We start from the raw sequence: 17115 nt of genomic DNA, 5'->3' as shown, positions 1-17115 counted from the left end.
AAGCCGTTTGTCCCTCACTTCACGAAGGGGCGCAGCACGTCGCGCGCAAGAAGGAACCCTCGCTTGATGTTGTCGTCGCTCCCCTCGAACCGCCGGTCCTCGTGCTCGATGATGACGGATCCATCGTAGCCGGCCCGGTAGAGGCCGGAGAAGATGATGTTCCAGTCTACATCGCCGAGCCCCGGCATGCGCGGCACCTGCCAGCCTATGCCGGCCGAGAGGATTCCGCGCTCATAGAGTCCATCATGATCGATCATCAGGTCCTTGGCATGGACATGCAGCATGTAGGGGCCGAATTCGCGGATGAAGCGGGCCTGGTCGATCATCTGCCAGACCAGGTGCGACGGATCGAAGTTCATGCCGATATCGCCGCCGAAGGCTTCCAGGATGCGGCGCCAGATCTGCGGCGAATAGGCGATGTTGTGGCCGCCCGGCCATTCGTCGTAGCTGAAGATCATCGGGCAGTTCTCGAAGGCGAGCCTGACACCGTGGTCACGCGCATGGGCGATGATGGCGGGCCAGACCTTGAGCGCGGCTTCCCAATTGACGTCGACGGGCTTGGAGGCATCACCGCCGCAGAAGGTGTTGACCAAAGAGACGCCCATCCGCCCGGCCAGCACGATCACCTTCTTCAGATGATCGATCACAGCCTCGCGGTGCGCCGCATCGGGATGCAACGGGTTGGGATAGTAGCCGAGCGCCGAGATCGACAGCTTCTTTTCGGCGAGCGCGGCGGCGATCTCCTTGGCCTGCGAGGCCGAGGTCGCGGCGGCGTCGACATGGCTGGTGCCGGCATAGCGGCGGCTGTCGCCCGAGGATTTCGGCCAGCAGGCAATCTCCAGCGCCTCGAAGCCGACCGAGCTTGCCCAGTCGGCGACCTCGGCGAGTGGAGTATCCGGAAATGGCGCTGTGAGCAGTCCAAGCTTCATGATGCCTCCCGTGGTCGTGAACTTCACGACCTATCGTACTATGCAGATCGTGTTGGTCGCTTCAACCGCGCATCTATTGGCTCAGTGCAGGCATGTCTTACAAAGGCCAGCGGATTCTCTGACAGCAGACCATCGAGCCCGGCGATGACATTTGTACGGAATATCGTGTTGGTGGCCAGTGACGGATCGAAGATCGCGTCTATCGCAAGAATGGCGTCGGCGAGCCCCTTGGCGTCGGCGCCGATGCGGTCGGCGAGGGCCGAGATCCTTCCGGCAAAGGGGTCGGACACCTGCCAGCACTTGCCGAAGCGCGGGGCGGCCTTGATCAGATAGGCCATCCAGCCGGCGACGGGGACCGACAGCAGCGCGATGCTCCCACCCTGCCGCAACCGGTCGCGGATCGGGTTGAGCAGACGCTGCACGATCTTCTGCGAGCCGTCGGTGGCGATCTGGTGGTTGCGATGGCGGATCGCCGTGTTGGTGAGACGCGCCAGGCTTCGCTCGATATAGGCAGGCGCGGAAAAGCCAGGCACCGCCCTGAGCGTTGGCAGGGTCTCTTCGGTCAGCATGCGGCGGACGAACGTGGCGAGCAGCGGATCGGCGATGGCATCCGACGTGTGCTCGAAGCCGCAGAGCACGCCAAGATGGGCAAGCGTCGTCTGCGCACCGTTCAGCACCCGCATCTTGAGATGCTCGAAGGGTGTGACGTCGTCGACGAAGCTCGCCCCGACAAGATCCCAGCACGGCACGCGCCCGGCGAATTTTTGCTCGATCACCCACTGCCGGAACGGTTCGCCGACGACGACGGCAGCGTCGCGATAGCCGAAGAGCTGCTCGACGGTGTCGAGGTCGGCCTGTGTAGTCGCCGGTGCGATGCGGTCGACCATGGCCGAAGGAAAGGCGACATTGGCGGCGATCCAGTCCGCAAGGCCGTTGCCGCGCCGGCTGGCAATCGTCCGCACGACATTGCCTAGGATGACGCCGTTGGTCGGGATGTTGTCGCAGGAGAGCAGCGTCACCGGCCGCCCATGCGAGGTCCTGCGCAGTTCCAGCGCCCGCGCCAGGATACCGGGCACGCTGCGCGGTGCATGCGGGTTGGCGAGGTCGTGGACAATGTCAGGGTGGTCGAGATCGAGTGCGCCGGTCGACGGGATATGGCAATAGCCTTTTTCGGTGACCGTCATAGTGACCATCTCGATGTCGGCCGAGGCCAGCACTTCCAACGCCGGCACGGCGCTATCCTGGCTGTCGACAACGCGGATGATGCTGCCGATGATGCGCGCCCCGACATGATTGTCCTGGCGGATCAGGCGCGTGTACAGGCCGCCCTGCCGGCCCAGCGTTTCGGCGAGGTGGGGCGGGCGGATGTTGATGCCGATGACACCCCAGCGGTCGAAATGACGGGACAACAGATCGTCGGTGTATTCGGCCTGGTGGCAGCGGTGGAAGGCGCCGACGCCGATATGGGCCATGCCAGGCATGAGGGCCGCACGGTCATAGGATGGCCGTTGGACGGCGGTTGGAAGCCGGCTAAGCAGCTCCGGGCCAAGCATTTCGGGTGCCGCAGCGGCGCTCACCGGTTCGCCCCGATCACCGACTGTTCCTGGTCGATCACCGCGCCGGTCATCGGCCCGGCCGCATCGGAAAGCAGGAAGACGGCGAGGTTGGCGATATCGTTCGGCGTCAGCAGGCGGCCGAAAGGCTGCGCGGCATTGGCGGCGTCGAGCCAGCCCGGACCATGGCCGAGTGTCTGCGCCTGCATGATGCGTTCGGCGGGCGTGTCGGTCCAGCCGACATTGATGCCGTTGACGCGGATGCGGTCGAAGCGGTGGGCGTTGGCCGCATTCCTGGTCAGCGTCGCCAGCGCGCCCTTGGTTGCGGAATAGACGGCAAGCTCGGGCGAGCCGCAATGCGCGTTGATCGACAGGATGTTGACGATGGCGCCGCCCTGTCCGCGCTTGACCATATCGGCGATGGCTGCCTGCATCAGGAAGAAGGGTGCGCGGGCGTTGACGGCAAACAGCGCTTCCCAGTCGTCGAGGTCGGCGTCGAGGAAAGAGGCGCGGTCGGTCAAGCCGGCGGCGTTGACCAGTCCGTCGATACGCTCGAAACGGGAAAGGCATGCCGCGACCAGTTGGGCCGGCGCCTCGGGGTCCGCGAGATCGGCGGCGACGAATTCCGTCGGCGTGCCCATTTCGCAGAGTGATGCCGCCGCGGCCTTGCCGCGCGTAGGCTCACGGCCCGTGATCAGCAGACCTTCGGCGCCGGAGCGCGCAAGCATCTCGGCGATCGCCAAGCCTATGCCCTGCGTCGCACCTGTGACCAACACTACCTTGCCGTCGAGCCGAACCTCCATTCCTCCTCCATGGAATAAGGTTTCTATTTTTTCAAATATGGAACGACAGTTCTCCTCAGTCAATCATTTCCGGTCATTCTGTCCGGCGTGCGACGACGCCGTGGACCAATGCCATGCCGACCGCCAGCGAAGCGGCCAGCGAGCGGAAGCCGGCGAAGTCTGACTCGACGACTTCCAGCCAAATGTCCGACAGCTTGACCAGCGGCGAGAAGGTGCTGTCGGTGATGGTGACGATGCGCACCTTGCGCTCATGCGCAACAGCGACGAGGTCCGGCGTGATCGAATTATAAGGGCTGAAACTCACCGCCAGCACCGCATCGTGCTTGCCGATGCAGCCGACCTGGTCGAGCGCGGTGGAACCGACATTGTCGACCAGCACGTTGCGCACGCCCTGCTGCGAGAGTGTCAGCGAAAGATAGGTTGTGACCGGAAAGGCGCGTTTGCTGCCGATGACATAGATCAGCTCGGCCTCGGTGAGCAGCGCGACCATCTTCTCCAAGCTCTCGATGTCGAAGCTATTGTCGATGCGGCCGAGCGAGGTCTGCGAGGCGCCGACCATGCCGTTGAGAAAATGCAGATTGGCGTTGGGCTCGGCCGTGCGTTCGGCGCCCGCACGCTCCGGCCAGGAGCCTTTCATATGGTCCTTGAACAGTCCCTGGAAATCGGAAAAGCCGGCATAGCCGAAGATCTGCGCGAAGCGGACCAGGGTCGAAGGTTGCACGCCGGCCTGCTCGGCGACCTGCGCGATGGTGCCCAGCGCGACATCGCTCGGGTGCTGCCACAGGAAGATCGCGACCTGGCGCAGCCGCTTGGGGAAATGCACGGTGCCGGAGGAGAGCACGGCGCGCAACTCCTCGTAGGTCTGCGGCTTGGTGTAGCCGAGCGCCGCCAGCGAGCGTCCCCGTTTCCTGGTCGCGGCCTCGTCGATACTGGACCGTTCCGATGATTTTTGCGCTCCGCTCATGCCTTTACGCTAGCGCGGTACGATCGTTTTACAAAATGGAAATTGGAAATCGTGTTCGAAAATGCTAGCGGCACTTCAGGCTATGCACGCTATCGAAAATCCGGGAGGAGTTTGAAAGATCATGGTCTATGCAACATCGGACGGATCGACGCGCCAACGCCTTAGGGTCGGGATGGTGGGCGGCGGCCGCAATGCCTTCATCGGCGCGGTGCATCGCCTCGCCATGCGCCTCGACGACCAGATCGCGCTGGTTGCCGGCGCGCTGTCCTCGGATCCCGAGAATGCAGCAGCGTCCGCGACAGAGATCGGCATCCCAGCGGAGCGGAGCTATGCCGATTATCATGCCATGGCCAAGGCGGAAGCAGAGCGGCCGGACGGCATCGAGGCCGTCGTCATCGTCACCCCCAACCATCTGCATGCGCCGATCGCCACCGCTTTCCTCGCGGCCGGCATCGACGTCATCTGCGACAAGCCGTTGTCGACGACGCTGGCCGACGCCGAAGCGCTTGTGGCGCTGGCGCGGGCGAAAAACCGCCGCTTCGTCGTCACTCTCAACAACACCGGCTACGCCATGGTCCGCCAGGCGCGCGAGATGGTGGCGGCGGGCGAGCTTGGCCGAATCGTGTCCGTGCATGGCGCCTATATCCAGGACTGGCTGACGCAGCCGATCGACGCGCAGGGCCAGAAGCAGGCCGAATGGCGCACCGATCCGGCACGCGCCGGGCAATCGGCAGTGCTCGCCGATATCGGCGTCCATGCCTTCAACCTGGCGAGCTTCATTTCCGGCTGTGAGGCCGAGGCGGTTTCGGCCGATCTGTTCACCGCCGTGCCTGGGCGACGGCTCGACGACAATGCGCATGTGCTGGTGCACTGGACGGGTGGCGCGCGCGGCACGATCCTGGCCAGCCAGACCTCGCCCGGCCACTACAACGACCTTTCCGTGCGCATCTACGGCGACAAGGCCGGGCTCGAATGGTCGGGCACGCGGCCGGAGGAGCTGCGCTTCTCGCGCTATGGCGAAGAGACGCGTACGCTGGTGCGCGGCGGCCATGGCTCGACCGAGGAAAGCCGGCGGGTGTCGCGCATGCCGGCCGCCCACCCGGAAGGCTATATCGAGGCCTTCGCCAACTTCTACCGCGATGCCGCCGACATCATTCGCTCCCACCGTTCGGGTGCCGCTGTCGATGCGGCGCGGGCAGCGCAGGTGCCCGATGTCGTCGATGGTGCGCGTGGCGTGAAGTTCGTCGCGGCGGCCGTTGAATCGAACGCTGGCGGCGGGGCGTGGACGCCAGCGCGGTTTGGGTAAATCTGTCCCTTGATCGCCATGTTTCGAAGGCCTCGGCTGCACGGTTCCATGGCCTGATCCGAGGATATTTTTGCACTGCGCATGCCGGGTCTTGCCGACCTCGCGGAGTGCCATAATTCCATTCTGGGGTTGGGGTGAATCACCTGCTGGTAGGAGGCGGCCGTGAAACACCAAACACTTGACCAACTGCAAAGCGTTGCCGACGTTCACGCCGAAGCGACGCTTCTGATTGCCACTCGGGGCCAGCGCCTCGAGCGCTGGGCGCAACTTCTGGAGCAAAATCCCGATCGGTGCCTTGGGGCGCTTGCGGGCACCGAATACATAAGCGCGGAGGTTCGCGACAGAATGCGTTCCGCGGGCTCACCCATCACCGTGGCATTCGAGGATCCGATCTTTCGCGCGCAAGGCCTGAAGGAGGATACTTACGGTGAAGCCAAGCGCTTCTTCGAACTGACCGATTGGCAGTTGCACGAAATCGTCTGCCATTGCCATGTCGGCGCGACGATGCCGGCTCGATGGGCGGCGACGCGCGTCCGCGCGGCAGTGTCCGGGAAGTTCGGTTTCTTCGCCTGGCTGCGGGGAGTTTTCATGCTTTGACGAACAGGTTCTTGCGCAGCGGCAAGGGGTCATATCCGTGAGGCGATGGATACAGTTCACCGCCTCACGGGGCAGATGAGCGCAATCGTCAAGGAATATCCGGCACCATCAAGTTCGCATCGGCGCGAATCCCGGCTGTTTGCACAGTGGCCGGCGTGCCGCCGACAGACGCAGGCGATCGAGGCAGAGATAGACGACCGGCGTCGTGTAGAGCGTCAGCATCTGGGCGACGATCAGGCCACCGACGATTGCCGTGCCGAGCGGCTGCCTGATCTCCGCGCCGGTACCGGTTTCGAGCGCCAGCGGCAGCGCGCCGAGGAGGGCGGCGAAGGTCGTCATCATGATCGGCCGGAAACGCGTCAGACACGCCCTGTAGATGGCTTCGCGCGGTGCGGCACCCTCCTTGCGCTCGGTCTGCAGCGCGACATCGATCATCATGATGGCGTTCTTCTTGACGATGCCGATCAAAAGGATGATGCCGATCAGCGACATGACGCTGAAATCCATCCCGGTGAGTTCAAGCGCAAGCAGCGCGCCAAGTCCGGCCGAGGGCAGCGTCGACAGGATCGTGATCGGATGGATGTAGCTTTCGTAGAGCATGCCGAGCACGATGTAGATGGTGGCTAAAGCGGCGGCGACCAGCAGCAGCTCGTTGGTCAGCGCCGAGCGGAAGGCCAGCGCGGTTCCGGCAAGCGCGCCATGGATGGATTCCGGCATTTTGAGGGTCGCCATCGCCCGGTCGATCGCCGCGGTGGCATCGCCCAGCGAAGCGCCTTCGGCCAGGTTGAAGGAAATCGTCGTGGTGACGAAATGGCCCTGGTGGCTGATCGACAGCGGCATGGTGGCGGGTGCGTAGTGGCTGAAGGCCGACAGCGGCACCATGTGCTCCTGCGCGGTGCTGACCGCCGCACCGCTCGAGGCACTGGAATGGCCGATGGCGGCGATGGCGTTGATGGCCTGGTTGCGGACGGATGCGCTGGCGGCAAGTGATGCGGCGGAAGCCGGCGTGTTGGCGGCGGCCGTCACCATGCCGGCCAGCGCATTGGTGCGCTGGGTGCCGCTGGCGGCGGCACCCGAGGTGCTGACATAGATGCGCGACAGCGCCGACGGATCCTGCAGATAGCGCGGCGCCAGCTCCATGACGACTTCGTACTGGTTGAGCGGATTGAAGATCGTCGACACCTGGCGCTGGCCGAACGCGTCGTAGAGCGTGTTGTCGATGGCCGAGGTGCTGACACCGAGCCGGGCGGCACTTTCGCGGTCGATCGACAAATTGGTCTCCAGGCCTGCCTCGTCGCGGTCGGAATTGACGTCGGCGAGCTCCGGCGCCTGCTTCAGCGCGTCGAGCAGTTTGGGCGCCCACGCGTCGAGTTCGGCGATCGAGTCCGCCTGCAGCGAATACTGATAGGTGGCGAGGCTCTGGCGCGCGCCGACCCTTATCTCCTGCCGCGGGAACAGGAACAGCTGGGCGCCCGGCACCTGCTGGAGTGCTGCGCGCAGACGCGTCACCACGGCCTGCAGCGGAGCCCGCTCGGCCTGGGGCTTCAAGGTGACGTAGACGAAGCCGGAATTGGTCTGCCGGCCGCCGATGAAGCCCACCACATTGGCCACCGCCGGATCGCTCCGGACGATCGACTGCAGTTCGGTCAGTTTCTGCCGCATCAGCTGGAAGGAAATGCTCTGGTCGGCGCGGATGCCGCCGACCAGTTCGCCGGTGTCTTCCTGCGGGAAGAAGCCCTTCGGCACCACGACGTAGAGATAGACGTTGAGGGCGATCGCACCGATGAGAATGACCAGCACGATCGCGGCATTGTCGAGCGCCCAGGCAAGCGAGCGTCCATAGCCACGGCGCAGTTGCTCGAACGCGCCCTCGCCGAAGCGGGCGAGCAGCGACCGGCGTGTCTGCGGCGGGCGCAGGAAATGCGCGCACATCATCGGTGTGGTGGTGAGCGAGAGCACGAGCGAGATGACGATCGCCAGCGACAGCGTCACCGCGAATTCCTGGAACAGCCGGCCGAGGATGCCGCCCATCAAGAGGATCGGCAGGAAGACGGCGATCAGCGACACGCTCATCGACAGCACCGTGAAGCTGACCTCGCGGGCGCCGAGCAGCGCCGCCTGCCGGCGCGGCATGCCGTCTTCGACATGGCGCATGATGTTTTCGAGGACGACGATGGCGTCGTCGACGACGAAGCCGGTGGCGATGGTCAGGGCCATCAGTGACAGATTGTCGAGCGTATAGCCCAGCAGGTACATGGCGCCGAAAGTGCCGAGCAGCGAGAAGGGCACCGCGACGCTCGGGATGAGCGCCGCCCGCCAGTCGCGCAGGAAACAGAACACGACGAGCACGACCAGGACGATGGCGAGCGCCAGGGTCATGCCGGTGTCGGACAGCGACGCACGGATCGTCGTGCTGCTGTCGCTGCTTACCGACAGATGCGCGTCGGCCGGAATGGACGCCTCGAGCTGCGGAATGACCGCGCGCACCCGGTCGACGGTGTCGATGATGTTGGCGTTCGGTTCGCGGTAGAGCACGAGAAGCACCGCGGGCACGCCATTGGCGAGGCCGAGATTACGGACATCCTCGACCGAATCCTCGACATCGGCGAGATCGCGCAGCCGCACGGCGGCGCCGTTGCGCCAGGCGATCACCAGGTCGCGATAGTCGGCGGCGTGGCTCGCCTGGTCGTTGGTGTAAAGCTGGTAGCGCCGCGCGCCGTCGTCGATGTCGCCCTTCGGGCTGTGCGCGTTGGCCGAAGCGATGGCGGCGCGCACGTCTTCCAGACCGATGCCGTAATTGAACAGCGCGCCCGGGTTGAGCTCGATGCGCACGGCCGGCAGCGAGCTGCCGCCGAGATCGACATTGCCGACGCCTTCGACCTGCGACAGCTTCTGCTGCAGCACCGTGGCTGCGGTGTCGTAGAGCTGGCCGGGTGTCAGCGTGCGCGAGGTGAGCGCCAGGATCATGATCGGCGCATCGGCCGGATTGTACTTGCGGTAGCGCGGATTGCTGTGCAGGTCCGACGGCAGGTCGGCGCGCGCCGCGTTGATGGCGGCCTGGACGTCGCGGGCGGCGCCGTCGATGTCGCGGTCGAGGCTGAATTGCAGCACGATGTTGGTGGTGCCGGTGCTGCTGCGCGAGGTCATTTCGGTCACGTCGGCGATCTGCCCGAGATGGCGTTCGAGCGGCGAGGCGACGTCGGCGGCCATCGCCTCCGGACTGGCGCCGGCCATCGAGGCCTGCACCGAGATGGTCGGGAAATCGACCTGCGGCAGCGGCGAGACCGGCAGATGGAAGTAAGCCAGCAGGCCCGCGGCGGCGAGGCCGAGCGTCAGCAAGGTGGTCGCCACCGGACGGGCGATGAACGGCGCCGAGAAATTCACGATGCCGACCGGCCGGGTTCCAACTCGGCGATTGCGCCGGTCGGGCCGAAACGTTGCGCCAGCCGGTCGAAGGCGAGATAGATGACCGGCGTCGTGAACAATGTCAGCACCTGGCTGACGATCAGCCCGCCGACGATGGTGATGCCGAGCGGCCGATGCAGTTCAGAGCCGGCGACGCCGCCCAGCATCAGCGGCAGGGCGCCGAACAGCGCGGCCATGGTGGTCATCAGGATGGGGCGCAGCCGCAGCAGGCTCGCCTCGTAGATCGCCTCGCGCGGACTGCGGCCCTCGCTGCGCTCGGCCTGCAGCGCGAAGTCGATCATCATGATGGCGTTCTTCTTCACGATGCCGACGAGGAGCACGATGCCGACGATGCCGATAATGTCGAGGTCATGTCCGGCGATCATCAGGGCGACAAGGGCGCCGACCGTCGCCGATGGCAGGGTCGACAGGATGGTGATCGGATGGATGAAGCTCTCATAGAGTACGCCTAGCACGATGTAGACGGTCACGACTGCCGCCAGCACGAGCAGCAGCTCGTTGCGCAAGGAGCTCTGCAAGGCCAGAGCCGCGCCCTGGAAGCCGGTGACCAGGCTGGGCGGCGGGCCGAGCGCGTGCTCGGCGGCGCTAATCGCCTCGGTCGCCTGGCCGAGCGAGACGCCGGGCGCCAGGTTGAACGAGATGGTGGAGGAGGGGAACTGCGCCAGATGGCTGACCAGCAGCGGCGACTGTTTGACCGTGACGCTGACGATCGTCGACAGCGGCACCTGTCCGGAACCGGCCGACGGCAAATAGATCGAATTCAGCGAGGCAAGCGTCTCCTTGACCGAGGGGTCGGCTTCGAGAATGACGCGGTATTCGTTGGACTGGGTGAAGATGGTCGAGATGATGCGCTGGCCGAAGGCGTCGTAGAGCGCATTGTCGACGGTCGCCGGCGTGATGCCGAAACGCGCCGCGGTGGCGCGGTCTATGGTGATGTCGGCGGCGAGGCCGTTCTGCTGCATGTCGCTGGCGACGTCGGCCAGCTCGGGCAGGCGGGCGAAGCTGGCAGTGAGCCGCGACGCCCAGTCGGCGAGCTCGGCGGGATCGGCGTCCTGCAGCACGAACTGGTACTGCGTCGGGCTCACCGCCGTATCGACCGTGAGGTCCTGCACCGGTTGCATGTAGAGCGAGATGCCGGTGACGCCTGAAGTCTCCTGGCCCAGCCGGCGGATGATGGCGCTGGCGTCGAGCGTGCGGGTGTCGCGCGGCTTGAGGTTGATCAGCATGCGGCCGCTGTTCAGCGTCAGGTTCTGGCCGTCGACACCGATGAAGGACGACAGGCTGGCCACATCCGGGTCCTTCAGGATCGCCGCCGCCAGCGCCTGCTGATGCGCCGCCATGTCGGCATAGGAGACCGAACCGGCGGCTTCGGTGACCGCCTCGATGGCGCCGGTGTCCTGGACCGGGAAGAAACCCTTGGGGATGACGATGTAGAGATAGGCGGTGAGCGCCAGCGTCGCCGCCGCTACGACCAGCATCGATGTCTGGTGGTCCAGCACCCAGCGGAGTGCCGCCGCATAGCCCGAGGTGACGGCGTCGAACGCGGCCTGGCTCTTGCGCGCCACCCAGCCTTGCCGCCGCTCCGGCCGGTGCCGCAGAAGCCGCGCGCACATCATCGGCACCAGGGTCAGCGAAACGATCGCCGAGATGACGATGGCGATGGCCAGCGGGATGGCGAATTCGTGGAACAGCCTGCCCACCACGTCGCCCATGAAGAGCAGTGGGATCAGCACGGCGATCAGCGAAACCGTCAGCGAGATGATGGTGAAGCCGATCTGCGAGGAACCGCGCAAGGCCGCCTCGAGCGGGGGTTCGCCGCCTTCAATGAAACGGGAGATGTTCTCGATCATCACGATAGCGTCGTCGACGACGAAGCCGGAGGCGATGGTCAGCGACATCAGCGACAGATTGTCGAGGCTGAAGCCCCAAAGATACATAACTGCGAAGGTGCCGATCAGCGACAGGGGCACCGAGAGGCTGGGGATGACCGTCGCCGGCAAATTGCGCAGGAACAGGAAGATCACCAGCACCACCAGAAGCACGGCAAGCCCGAGCTCGAACTCGACGTCATGGACCGAAGCGCGGATCGTATCGGTCCGGTCGGTCAGCAGGCTCAATTGAACCGACGGCGGCAGGCCGGCGCGCAGCTGCGGCAGCAGCGCCTTGATGGAGTCGGCGACCTGGATCACGTTGGCGCCCGGCTGGCGCTGCACGTTGAGGATGATTGCCGGCGTATCGTTCATCCAGGCGCCCAGCCTGGAATTCTCGGCGCCCTGCACGATGTCGGCCACTGCGGAGAGCCGCACCGGGGCGCCGTCGCGGTAGGCGATGACGGCGTCGGCATAGGCTTTCGGATCGCTGATCTGGTCATTGGCATTGACGGTGTAGGAGCGACTCGGCCCGTCGAAGCTGCCCTTCGGCGTGTTGACGTTGAGATTGCCGATCGTGGTGCGCAAGTCGTCCATGTTGAGACCCATCGCCGACAGCGCCTTGAGGTTGACGCGCACCTGAACGGCCGGCCGCTCGCCGCCGCTCAGGCTGACGAGGCCGACACCTGGAACCTGGGAGATTTTTTGCGCGAGGCGGGTTTCGGCATAGTTCTCGACCTGCGTCAGCGGCAAGGTGCCGGACATCACCGCCAGGGTCAGGATCGGCGCGTCGGCGGGATTGACCTTGGCGTAGATCGGCGGCGCCGGCAGGTCGGCGGGCAGCAGGTTGCCGGCCGCGTTTATCGCCGCCTGCACCTCCTGCTCGGCGATGTCGAGGCTGAGATCGAGGCTGAAGCGCAGCGTGATCACCGAGGCACCGGCCGAGCTTTTCGAAGACATCTGGTCGAGGCCCGGCATCTGGCCGAACTGGCGCTCCAGCGGCGCGGTGACCGACGAGGTCATCACGTCGGGACTGGCGCCGGGATAGAGGGTCTGCACCTGGATCGTCGGGTAATCCACCTCCGGCAGGGCCGACAGCGGCAGGAAGAGGTAGGCGATCATGCCGACGAGCAGGATGCTGACCATCAGCAGCGTCGTCGTCACCGGTCGCAGAATGAACGGCCGCGAGGGGCTGAGGCCGTCGTCCGGGCCGGCGTCCCGATCCTCATCCATTGTCGCCGCCCGCATCGCCCGAACCGCCTGCGCCGGTGCCGCCGCCCGCGCCGTTTTTCCGGTGGCGGTGGTGGCGCTGCTGGGCGCCCGGGGCATTGGTGGCTGCAGGAGGCGCGCCTTGTGCCGGCGGCTGGCCAGCGGTGGGCGCCGCCGGTGCCTGCCCGGCAACTGGTGCCTGGCCCGCAGCCGGCGCCGTCGCTGATGGGGCGATCGCCGGGGTGGCGGCATCCGGGACCGTGACCTTTGCGCCGTCCTTCAGCCGGTCGACCCCGTCGACGACCACCTTGTCGCCGAGCGAGAGCCCGGACAGAACTTGCGTGGCAGTGGCATCTCCAGGCCCGGTGGCGATCGGCCGGACGGAAACCGTATCGTCGGCGCCGACCACATAGACGAAGGTTCCAGGCGCGCCATGCTGGATCGCCGCGTTCGGCACCACCATGACGTTGCTCAGCGTGCGTACAAGGAGGTGGGCATTGACGAACTGGTTCGGAAACAGCGCCTGGTCCGTGTTGGCGAAGATGGCGCGCATCTTCACCGTGCCTGTCGTCGGGTCGATCTGGTTGTCGACCGTCTGCAACGTGCCCGACGCGATCTGCTGAACGTCATCGCGATCGAACAGCGTCACCGGCAGCGTCGCGCCGTTTCGCATCTCCTCCGTCACCGCCGCAAGGTTGTCCTCCGGCAGCGAGAACATCACCGAGATCGGCTGCATCTGCGTGATCACCACGATGCCGTTGGCGTCGCCCGGCGTGACGTAGTTGCCGGTATCGACCTGGCGCAGGCCGAGGCGGCCGTCAGCGGGGGCGACGATATGGCTATTGGAGATGTTGAGCTGGACGGCCTCGATCTGCGCCTGGTCGGAAGCGACGGTGCCCTCATCGGCCTCGACGGTGGCGCGCTGAAGGTCGACGGCCTGGATGGTGATGGCGTTCGTTGTCAGCTTTTCGTCGCGGTTCAGATCCAGTCGCGCATCATCGAGCAACGCCTGGTCGTGCTTGAGTTGGCCGGTCAGCTGGTGCAGCGAGGCGACGAAGTTGCGGTCGTCGATCTGGGCCAGGAAGTCGCCTTTCCTGACCATCTGTCCTTCGGTGAGCGCGATCTGGGTGATCTGGCCGCTGACCTGCGGCCGCACGGTCACGGTGGACAGCGAGGTCACCGTGCCAAGCGCGTCGAAGACGATGGGAATGCTGCCCGTTGCAACGGGAGCGACCGCCACCGGCTGCGGAGTGAGCCTGCTGCGGCCGGAACGGCCGCCGCGGCCTTCCTCGGCCGTCTGCTGCGGTCGCGAAAACGGATGCAGCCAGACGGCAAGCCCGCCGGCGGCGGCCAGCAGCAGGAGCATGACGATCCAGCCGCGTCGCCGGCGGGGTTTTACGCGCTGCGTTGCCTCAACGCTCGGGAGCGGGAGCCGCTTGTCGATCTCATCGTCCACGATAGTTCGTCTCCGTGGAGGATGCCGCGACATTGGCGAGCGTCGCGGCGGAGAAGCACGGCGCCTCTTCTGTCCTGCGCGCCATAGCCGGCCGGGCACGAGCCCACAGAGGCAGCGGGATACACCCTGTCAGAGACGGCCTCATCGAAGTCCTGCTCGCAATCCTATGGGCTCCGCGCCACCCGCAGGAAACCGTACGCTCTCGAATTTTACTACGCAATTGCGTACTAAATTAAATTCCCGTAAGGTATTGGCCTCCGCCAGCCGCGCAAATGGTGGGCTTTTGCTGCGTGGTTTCTGCAGAAACGGTCTGGTGCTGAGTACTACATGCGCATGTGCGTATCAGTTGGTAGGAGGCGCACTGTGCGAGACCTGCTGGCAGAGGGCGGCAAGGTCGGCACGCGCCAACGCGAAAGGAGCGGGAGGCATCACATGGACGGGCACGACGATCCGGCGCTGGAGACGGCCGATGCCGTGCGGCGTAGCGTTCTTGGCCTTGGGCGGCAATTGCGGCTGATGCGGTCTGCCCATGGCGTCAGCGCGGCCAAGCTCGGCCTGCTGCGGCGGCTCGAGCGGACCGGCGGCTCGATGACGGCTTCCGATCTCGCCTCCCTGGAACGCCTGCAGCCGCAGTCGCTCACGCGGCTCATCGCCGACCTCGACGAGCGCGGACTGATCCGGCGCACGCAGGACCAGATCGACCGGCGCCAGTTCCTGATCGAAATCACCAAGGACGGGCACGATCTGCTGGCGCGCGACGCCGACCGCCAGAACACCTGGCTATCGGAAAGCATGAGCAAGGCCCTGACCCCCTCCGAAAGGGAGATACTGCGCGTTGCGGCCCTGCTGCTCGACCAGTTGGTCGAAGCCGGGGTCGAACCGCCGGCTGACGCGGCGTCACAAGATACCGGGAGGGAGCGGGTCCTTCAGGCATTGAACCTCTCGCCATGGGAAAGCGCGTAGCGCACGGAGGTGTAACGGTCGATGTCCGAGCGGCTGATGCCGAGATCCTTGAGCATATAGTCCGGCATCTCATGCAGCGCGGCGCGCTCGCTGCGCATCTTCATGGCATGATAGGCCAGGCCCAGAGCGCGGCCGGCAAAGCCGAGAAGGTCGAACTTCCTCCGGCCGGTTTCGTAATTTCCATGATCCATCGTCGTCATTGTCGTCTCCATCCCTTGCGACGCGACCATTCGCGCCGTCGATGGGAGGACAATGAAGGACGACCGAGGGGCCGAGCGTTGGAGCCCGCGTCGGAACCGGCGTGGAATTCGTGGTGTTTCGATTGAACGCGGTCGAGATGTTGCAGATGTCAGCGTGCGCTCAACGGATTTGATCCGTCAAGACTACGATATCGTGGTTCGCCGAAGTCTGGCGGAGAGAGCGGGAAACGCATAGGGCATATTAACACCTTTAATTTCAATGGGTTATCGCATGTTGGTGGCTCGATTTTGTAGCGCGCAACAGGCCAATTTTTGTAGCGAGGGATTGTGGGCTTCGCACATTATTGGCACGGCCACATTTCGTGGAGAGACTGGCTTACGCCAGCGAACATTGGCGAATTCCATTTCTCAGGATGCTTCTGCGCCCAGTTTACAAACACCTGTCTATAGGCGCCATAGGTTGGCGTGGGAGTTCCCGGACACGTCTTGTATCTTTGGGCGTCCTCGCCGACCGGCTGAATCATTGTGTCGGCCACGCCTGCGATATAGCCTAGGCACAACGCCGCAGCGACCGATCCCGGTTTGGTGTTGCATTGGTCTAGAAGTCCCTGTGTAGTAAATCCCTGCTCCTCTGCCGAAGCGTGAGATGGAAACAGCCCAGCGGCGATCAACGCTATTGCGGCAATTCGGTTCATGTTCCCCCACCTAGTGCCAAGCTCGCGGGCAGACTAGCCTCCGGCGTCCACGATCGACAAGATCATGCGAATGATCCACGGACCAGCGCCGTAAGCAGCCGCCTACGGCGAACACGCCAGCAGGAATCGTATTGCAAGGCCAGACAGCGAATACGCCGGCTGAATTGTCGAGTTTCGCTGAATCATCGGCCAATTGGGACGGACGATTGTGACAAGGCTTTGAAGCGTGCTTTTCTTCTCGATGGCGGCGCCCGCCTGATCGTTCATCGCTCGTAGATATGCACGCAACCGCCTATCGTCGGCGACAAGTTCATTCTCGTTCCTGGGTTTTTTCTGGATGCCGACCTGGATAAGATTTTCAGGGATCGTGTATTCCGGAGGGTAAATCAATCCCATTCTAAGCAAATTGCTTATCGAGTAGGAAATGTTTTCTTCACTAAATGCATTGAACCGGCTTTGAAGCTCATTAGCTGCCCACTCTGAGAACGACTTGTCATTTTCGTCAATCATTTGATGGAAGCTTTTATCGCTCTTGCTCTGTCTATCAGTTTGCGCTTTGTTCAATATTTCTCTTTGCGTTGCGGCTAAGTCGTCATTTTTTCTGGTATAGTCATTTATATACTTTAGTATCGCCGCATCTAGTCCACTCAAATTTCCCAGAATCCTAGAGAATGATGGATCAATATACTTGTCATTGGTCGGGTTCATAGCGTTTGCCAACAAAGCCGACCACATTTCTGTGAGGGAGATGTCCTCTTGCTTAGAGCACCCCTCGAAGATCGCATAAAGCTCGCCCATAGGTAGGGACTTTGCATTCTCGATCGGGATTCCGGCCGCCTCCAGATGATCCTTGGTCTTAATCAGTGTATCTATGAGCCTTCGCGTTCGCCATTGCTTTAGGCCGTCACCAAACAACCCCCCGAACAGATCACCAACGACGCCCGACACGCCGTCTATCGTCGTGTTCATCGCCCGTTCCGCCACACGGGCGGCTGCGGCTTCCATCTCGCTTTTTAGAATCGTCACTTCTGGAGCTGGAGTTAAATCGGTCCCCATCCACGCCACCCTCTCCCTTTAGTCCCACTGGAAACATAGGATTGCTCCCGACGCTCGCAAGATAAAAAGTAACTGAGACGGGGGCGGCGA

Annotated in this window: 13 protein-coding genes; 3 read left to right on the top strand and 10 right to left on the bottom strand. The window is 64.1% G+C overall.

The window, feature by feature from the left end; all coding sequences use genetic code 11:
* Positions 1 to 14: 14 nt before the first annotated feature.
* The 4 genes from A6B35_RS28595 to A6B35_RS28580 form a co-directional block, all read right to left on the bottom strand.
* Positions 15 to 929, bottom strand: a complete 915-nt coding sequence (locus A6B35_RS28595) for a sugar phosphate isomerase/epimerase family protein (RefSeq protein WP_006203837.1) — start codon at positions 927 to 929, stop codon at positions 15 to 17.
* 38 nt (positions 930 to 967) lie between these two features.
* Positions 968 to 2506: a mannitol dehydrogenase family protein gene (locus A6B35_RS28590; RefSeq protein WP_006203838.1), complete on the bottom strand. Its 1539-nt coding sequence runs from the start codon at positions 2504 to 2506 to the stop codon at positions 968 to 970.
* Entirely contained in the window at positions 2503 to 3285 is a 783-nt protein-coding gene (locus A6B35_RS28585) for an SDR family oxidoreductase (protein ID WP_006203839.1), read from the bottom strand. The genes A6B35_RS28590 and A6B35_RS28585 overlap by 4 nt, the downstream gene beginning before the upstream one ends.
* 73 nt (positions 3286 to 3358) lie before the next feature.
* The gene (locus A6B35_RS28580; protein ID WP_006203840.1) at positions 3359 to 4249 is read right to left on the bottom strand and encodes a MurR/RpiR family transcriptional regulator; all 891 of its coding nucleotides are present in this window, start codon (positions 4247 to 4249) and stop codon (positions 3359 to 3361) included.
* Positions 4250 to 4370: 121 nt separating this feature from the next.
* Between A6B35_RS28580 and A6B35_RS28575 the strand changes: the two genes are divergently transcribed.
* Both A6B35_RS28575 and A6B35_RS28570 read left to right on the top strand, forming a co-directional pair.
* Positions 4371 to 5555: a Gfo/Idh/MocA family protein gene (locus A6B35_RS28575; RefSeq protein ID WP_065518300.1), complete on the top strand. Its 1185-nt coding sequence runs from the start codon at positions 4371 to 4373 to the stop codon at positions 5553 to 5555.
* A gap of 162 nt (positions 5556 to 5717) precedes the next feature.
* Entirely contained in the window at positions 5718 to 6152 is a 435-nt protein-coding gene (locus A6B35_RS28570) for a hypothetical protein (RefSeq protein ID WP_006203205.1), read from the top strand.
* 108 nt (positions 6153 to 6260) lie between these two features.
* Here A6B35_RS28570 and A6B35_RS28565 read toward each other — a convergent pair whose 3' ends face one another.
* The 3 genes from A6B35_RS28565 to A6B35_RS28555 are packed head-to-tail and all read right to left on the bottom strand — an operon-like array spanning position 6261 to position 14111.
* Complete coding sequence (locus tag A6B35_RS28565; RefSeq protein ID WP_006203204.1) at positions 6261 to 9536, bottom strand: efflux RND transporter permease subunit; 3276 nt, start codon at positions 9534 to 9536, stop codon at positions 6261 to 6263.
* Complete coding sequence (locus A6B35_RS28560) at positions 9533 to 12679, bottom strand: multidrug efflux RND transporter permease subunit (protein WP_006203203.1); 3147 nt, start codon at positions 12677 to 12679, stop codon at positions 9533 to 9535. The genes A6B35_RS28565 and A6B35_RS28560 overlap by 4 nt, the downstream gene beginning before the upstream one ends.
* Entirely contained in the window at positions 12672 to 14111 is a 1440-nt protein-coding gene (locus tag A6B35_RS28555) for an efflux RND transporter periplasmic adaptor subunit (protein ID WP_006203202.1), read from the bottom strand. The genes A6B35_RS28560 and A6B35_RS28555 overlap by 8 nt, the downstream gene beginning before the upstream one ends.
* 432 nt (positions 14112 to 14543) lie before the next feature.
* Between A6B35_RS28555 and A6B35_RS28550 the strand changes: the two genes are divergently transcribed.
* The gene (locus tag A6B35_RS28550; RefSeq protein ID WP_006203201.1) at positions 14544 to 15074 is read left to right on the top strand and encodes a MarR family winged helix-turn-helix transcriptional regulator; all 531 of its coding nucleotides are present in this window, start codon (positions 14544 to 14546) and stop codon (positions 15072 to 15074) included.
* On the opposite strand, the gene A6B35_RS37585 is transcribed toward A6B35_RS28550, so the two are convergent.
* From A6B35_RS37585 to A6B35_RS28540, 3 genes are all read right to left on the bottom strand, one after another.
* Positions 15038 to 15142 carry a YjiS-like domain-containing protein gene (locus A6B35_RS37585; protein WP_425312840.1) on the bottom strand — a complete coding sequence of 35 codons (105 nt, stop codon included), beginning with the start codon at positions 15140 to 15142 and terminating at the stop codon, positions 15038 to 15040. The genes A6B35_RS28550 and A6B35_RS37585 overlap by 37 nt on opposite strands.
* A gap of 473 nt (positions 15143 to 15615) precedes the next feature.
* Positions 15616 to 15969, bottom strand: coding sequence for a Rap1a/Tai family immunity protein (locus tag A6B35_RS37580; protein WP_425277660.1), 354 nt, complete (start codon positions 15967 to 15969; stop codon positions 15616 to 15618).
* A 102-nt stretch (positions 15970 to 16071) separates the two neighbouring features.
* A complete protein-coding gene (locus A6B35_RS28540) occupies positions 16072 to 17025 on the bottom strand; it encodes an Abi-alpha family protein (protein WP_006203199.1) in 954 nt (317 codons plus the stop codon).
* Between the last annotated feature and the right edge of the window lie 90 nt (positions 17026 to 17115).

Source organism: Mesorhizobium amorphae CCNWGS0123, from assembly GCF_001686985.1.
GTDB classification, from domain to species: Bacteria; Pseudomonadota; Alphaproteobacteria; order Rhizobiales; family Rhizobiaceae; genus Mesorhizobium; species Mesorhizobium amorphae.
The sequence above is the reverse complement of the archived record's forward strand: the minus strand, read 5'-3'. Positions and strand labels throughout refer to the sequence as shown.

Excerpts from the sequence above, each read along its gene's own strand:
- A6B35_RS37580 (WP_425277660.1), bottom strand. The coding sequence starts at position 15,969 with ATGAACCGAATTGCCGCAATAGCGTTGATCGCCGCTGGGCTGTTTCCA.
- A6B35_RS28560 (WP_006203203.1), bottom strand. The coding sequence starts at position 12,679 with ATGGATGAGGATCGGGACGCCGGCCCGGACGACGGCCTCAGCCCCTCG.
- A6B35_RS28540 (WP_006203199.1), bottom strand. The coding sequence starts at position 17,025 with ATGGGGACCGATTTAACTCCAGCTCCAGAAGTGACGATTCTAAAAAGC.
- A6B35_RS28585 (WP_006203839.1), bottom strand. The coding sequence starts at position 3,285 with ATGGAGGTTCGGCTCGACGGCAAGGTAGTGTTGGTCACAGGTGCGACG.
- A6B35_RS28580 (WP_006203840.1), bottom strand. The coding sequence starts at position 4,249 with ATGAGCGGAGCGCAAAAATCATCGGAACGGTCCAGTATCGACGAGGCC.
- A6B35_RS37585 (WP_425312840.1), bottom strand. The coding sequence starts at position 15,142 with ATGCCGGACTATATGCTCAAGGATCTCGGCATCAGCCGCTCGGACATC.
- A6B35_RS28550 (WP_006203201.1), top strand. The coding sequence starts at position 14,544 with ATGGACGGGCACGACGATCCGGCGCTGGAGACGGCCGATGCCGTGCGG.
- A6B35_RS28575 (WP_065518300.1), top strand. The coding sequence starts at position 4,371 with ATGGTCTATGCAACATCGGACGGATCGACGCGCCAACGCCTTAGGGTC.
- A6B35_RS28595 (WP_006203837.1), bottom strand. The coding sequence starts at position 929 with ATGAAGCTTGGACTGCTCACAGCGCCATTTCCGGATACTCCACTCGCC.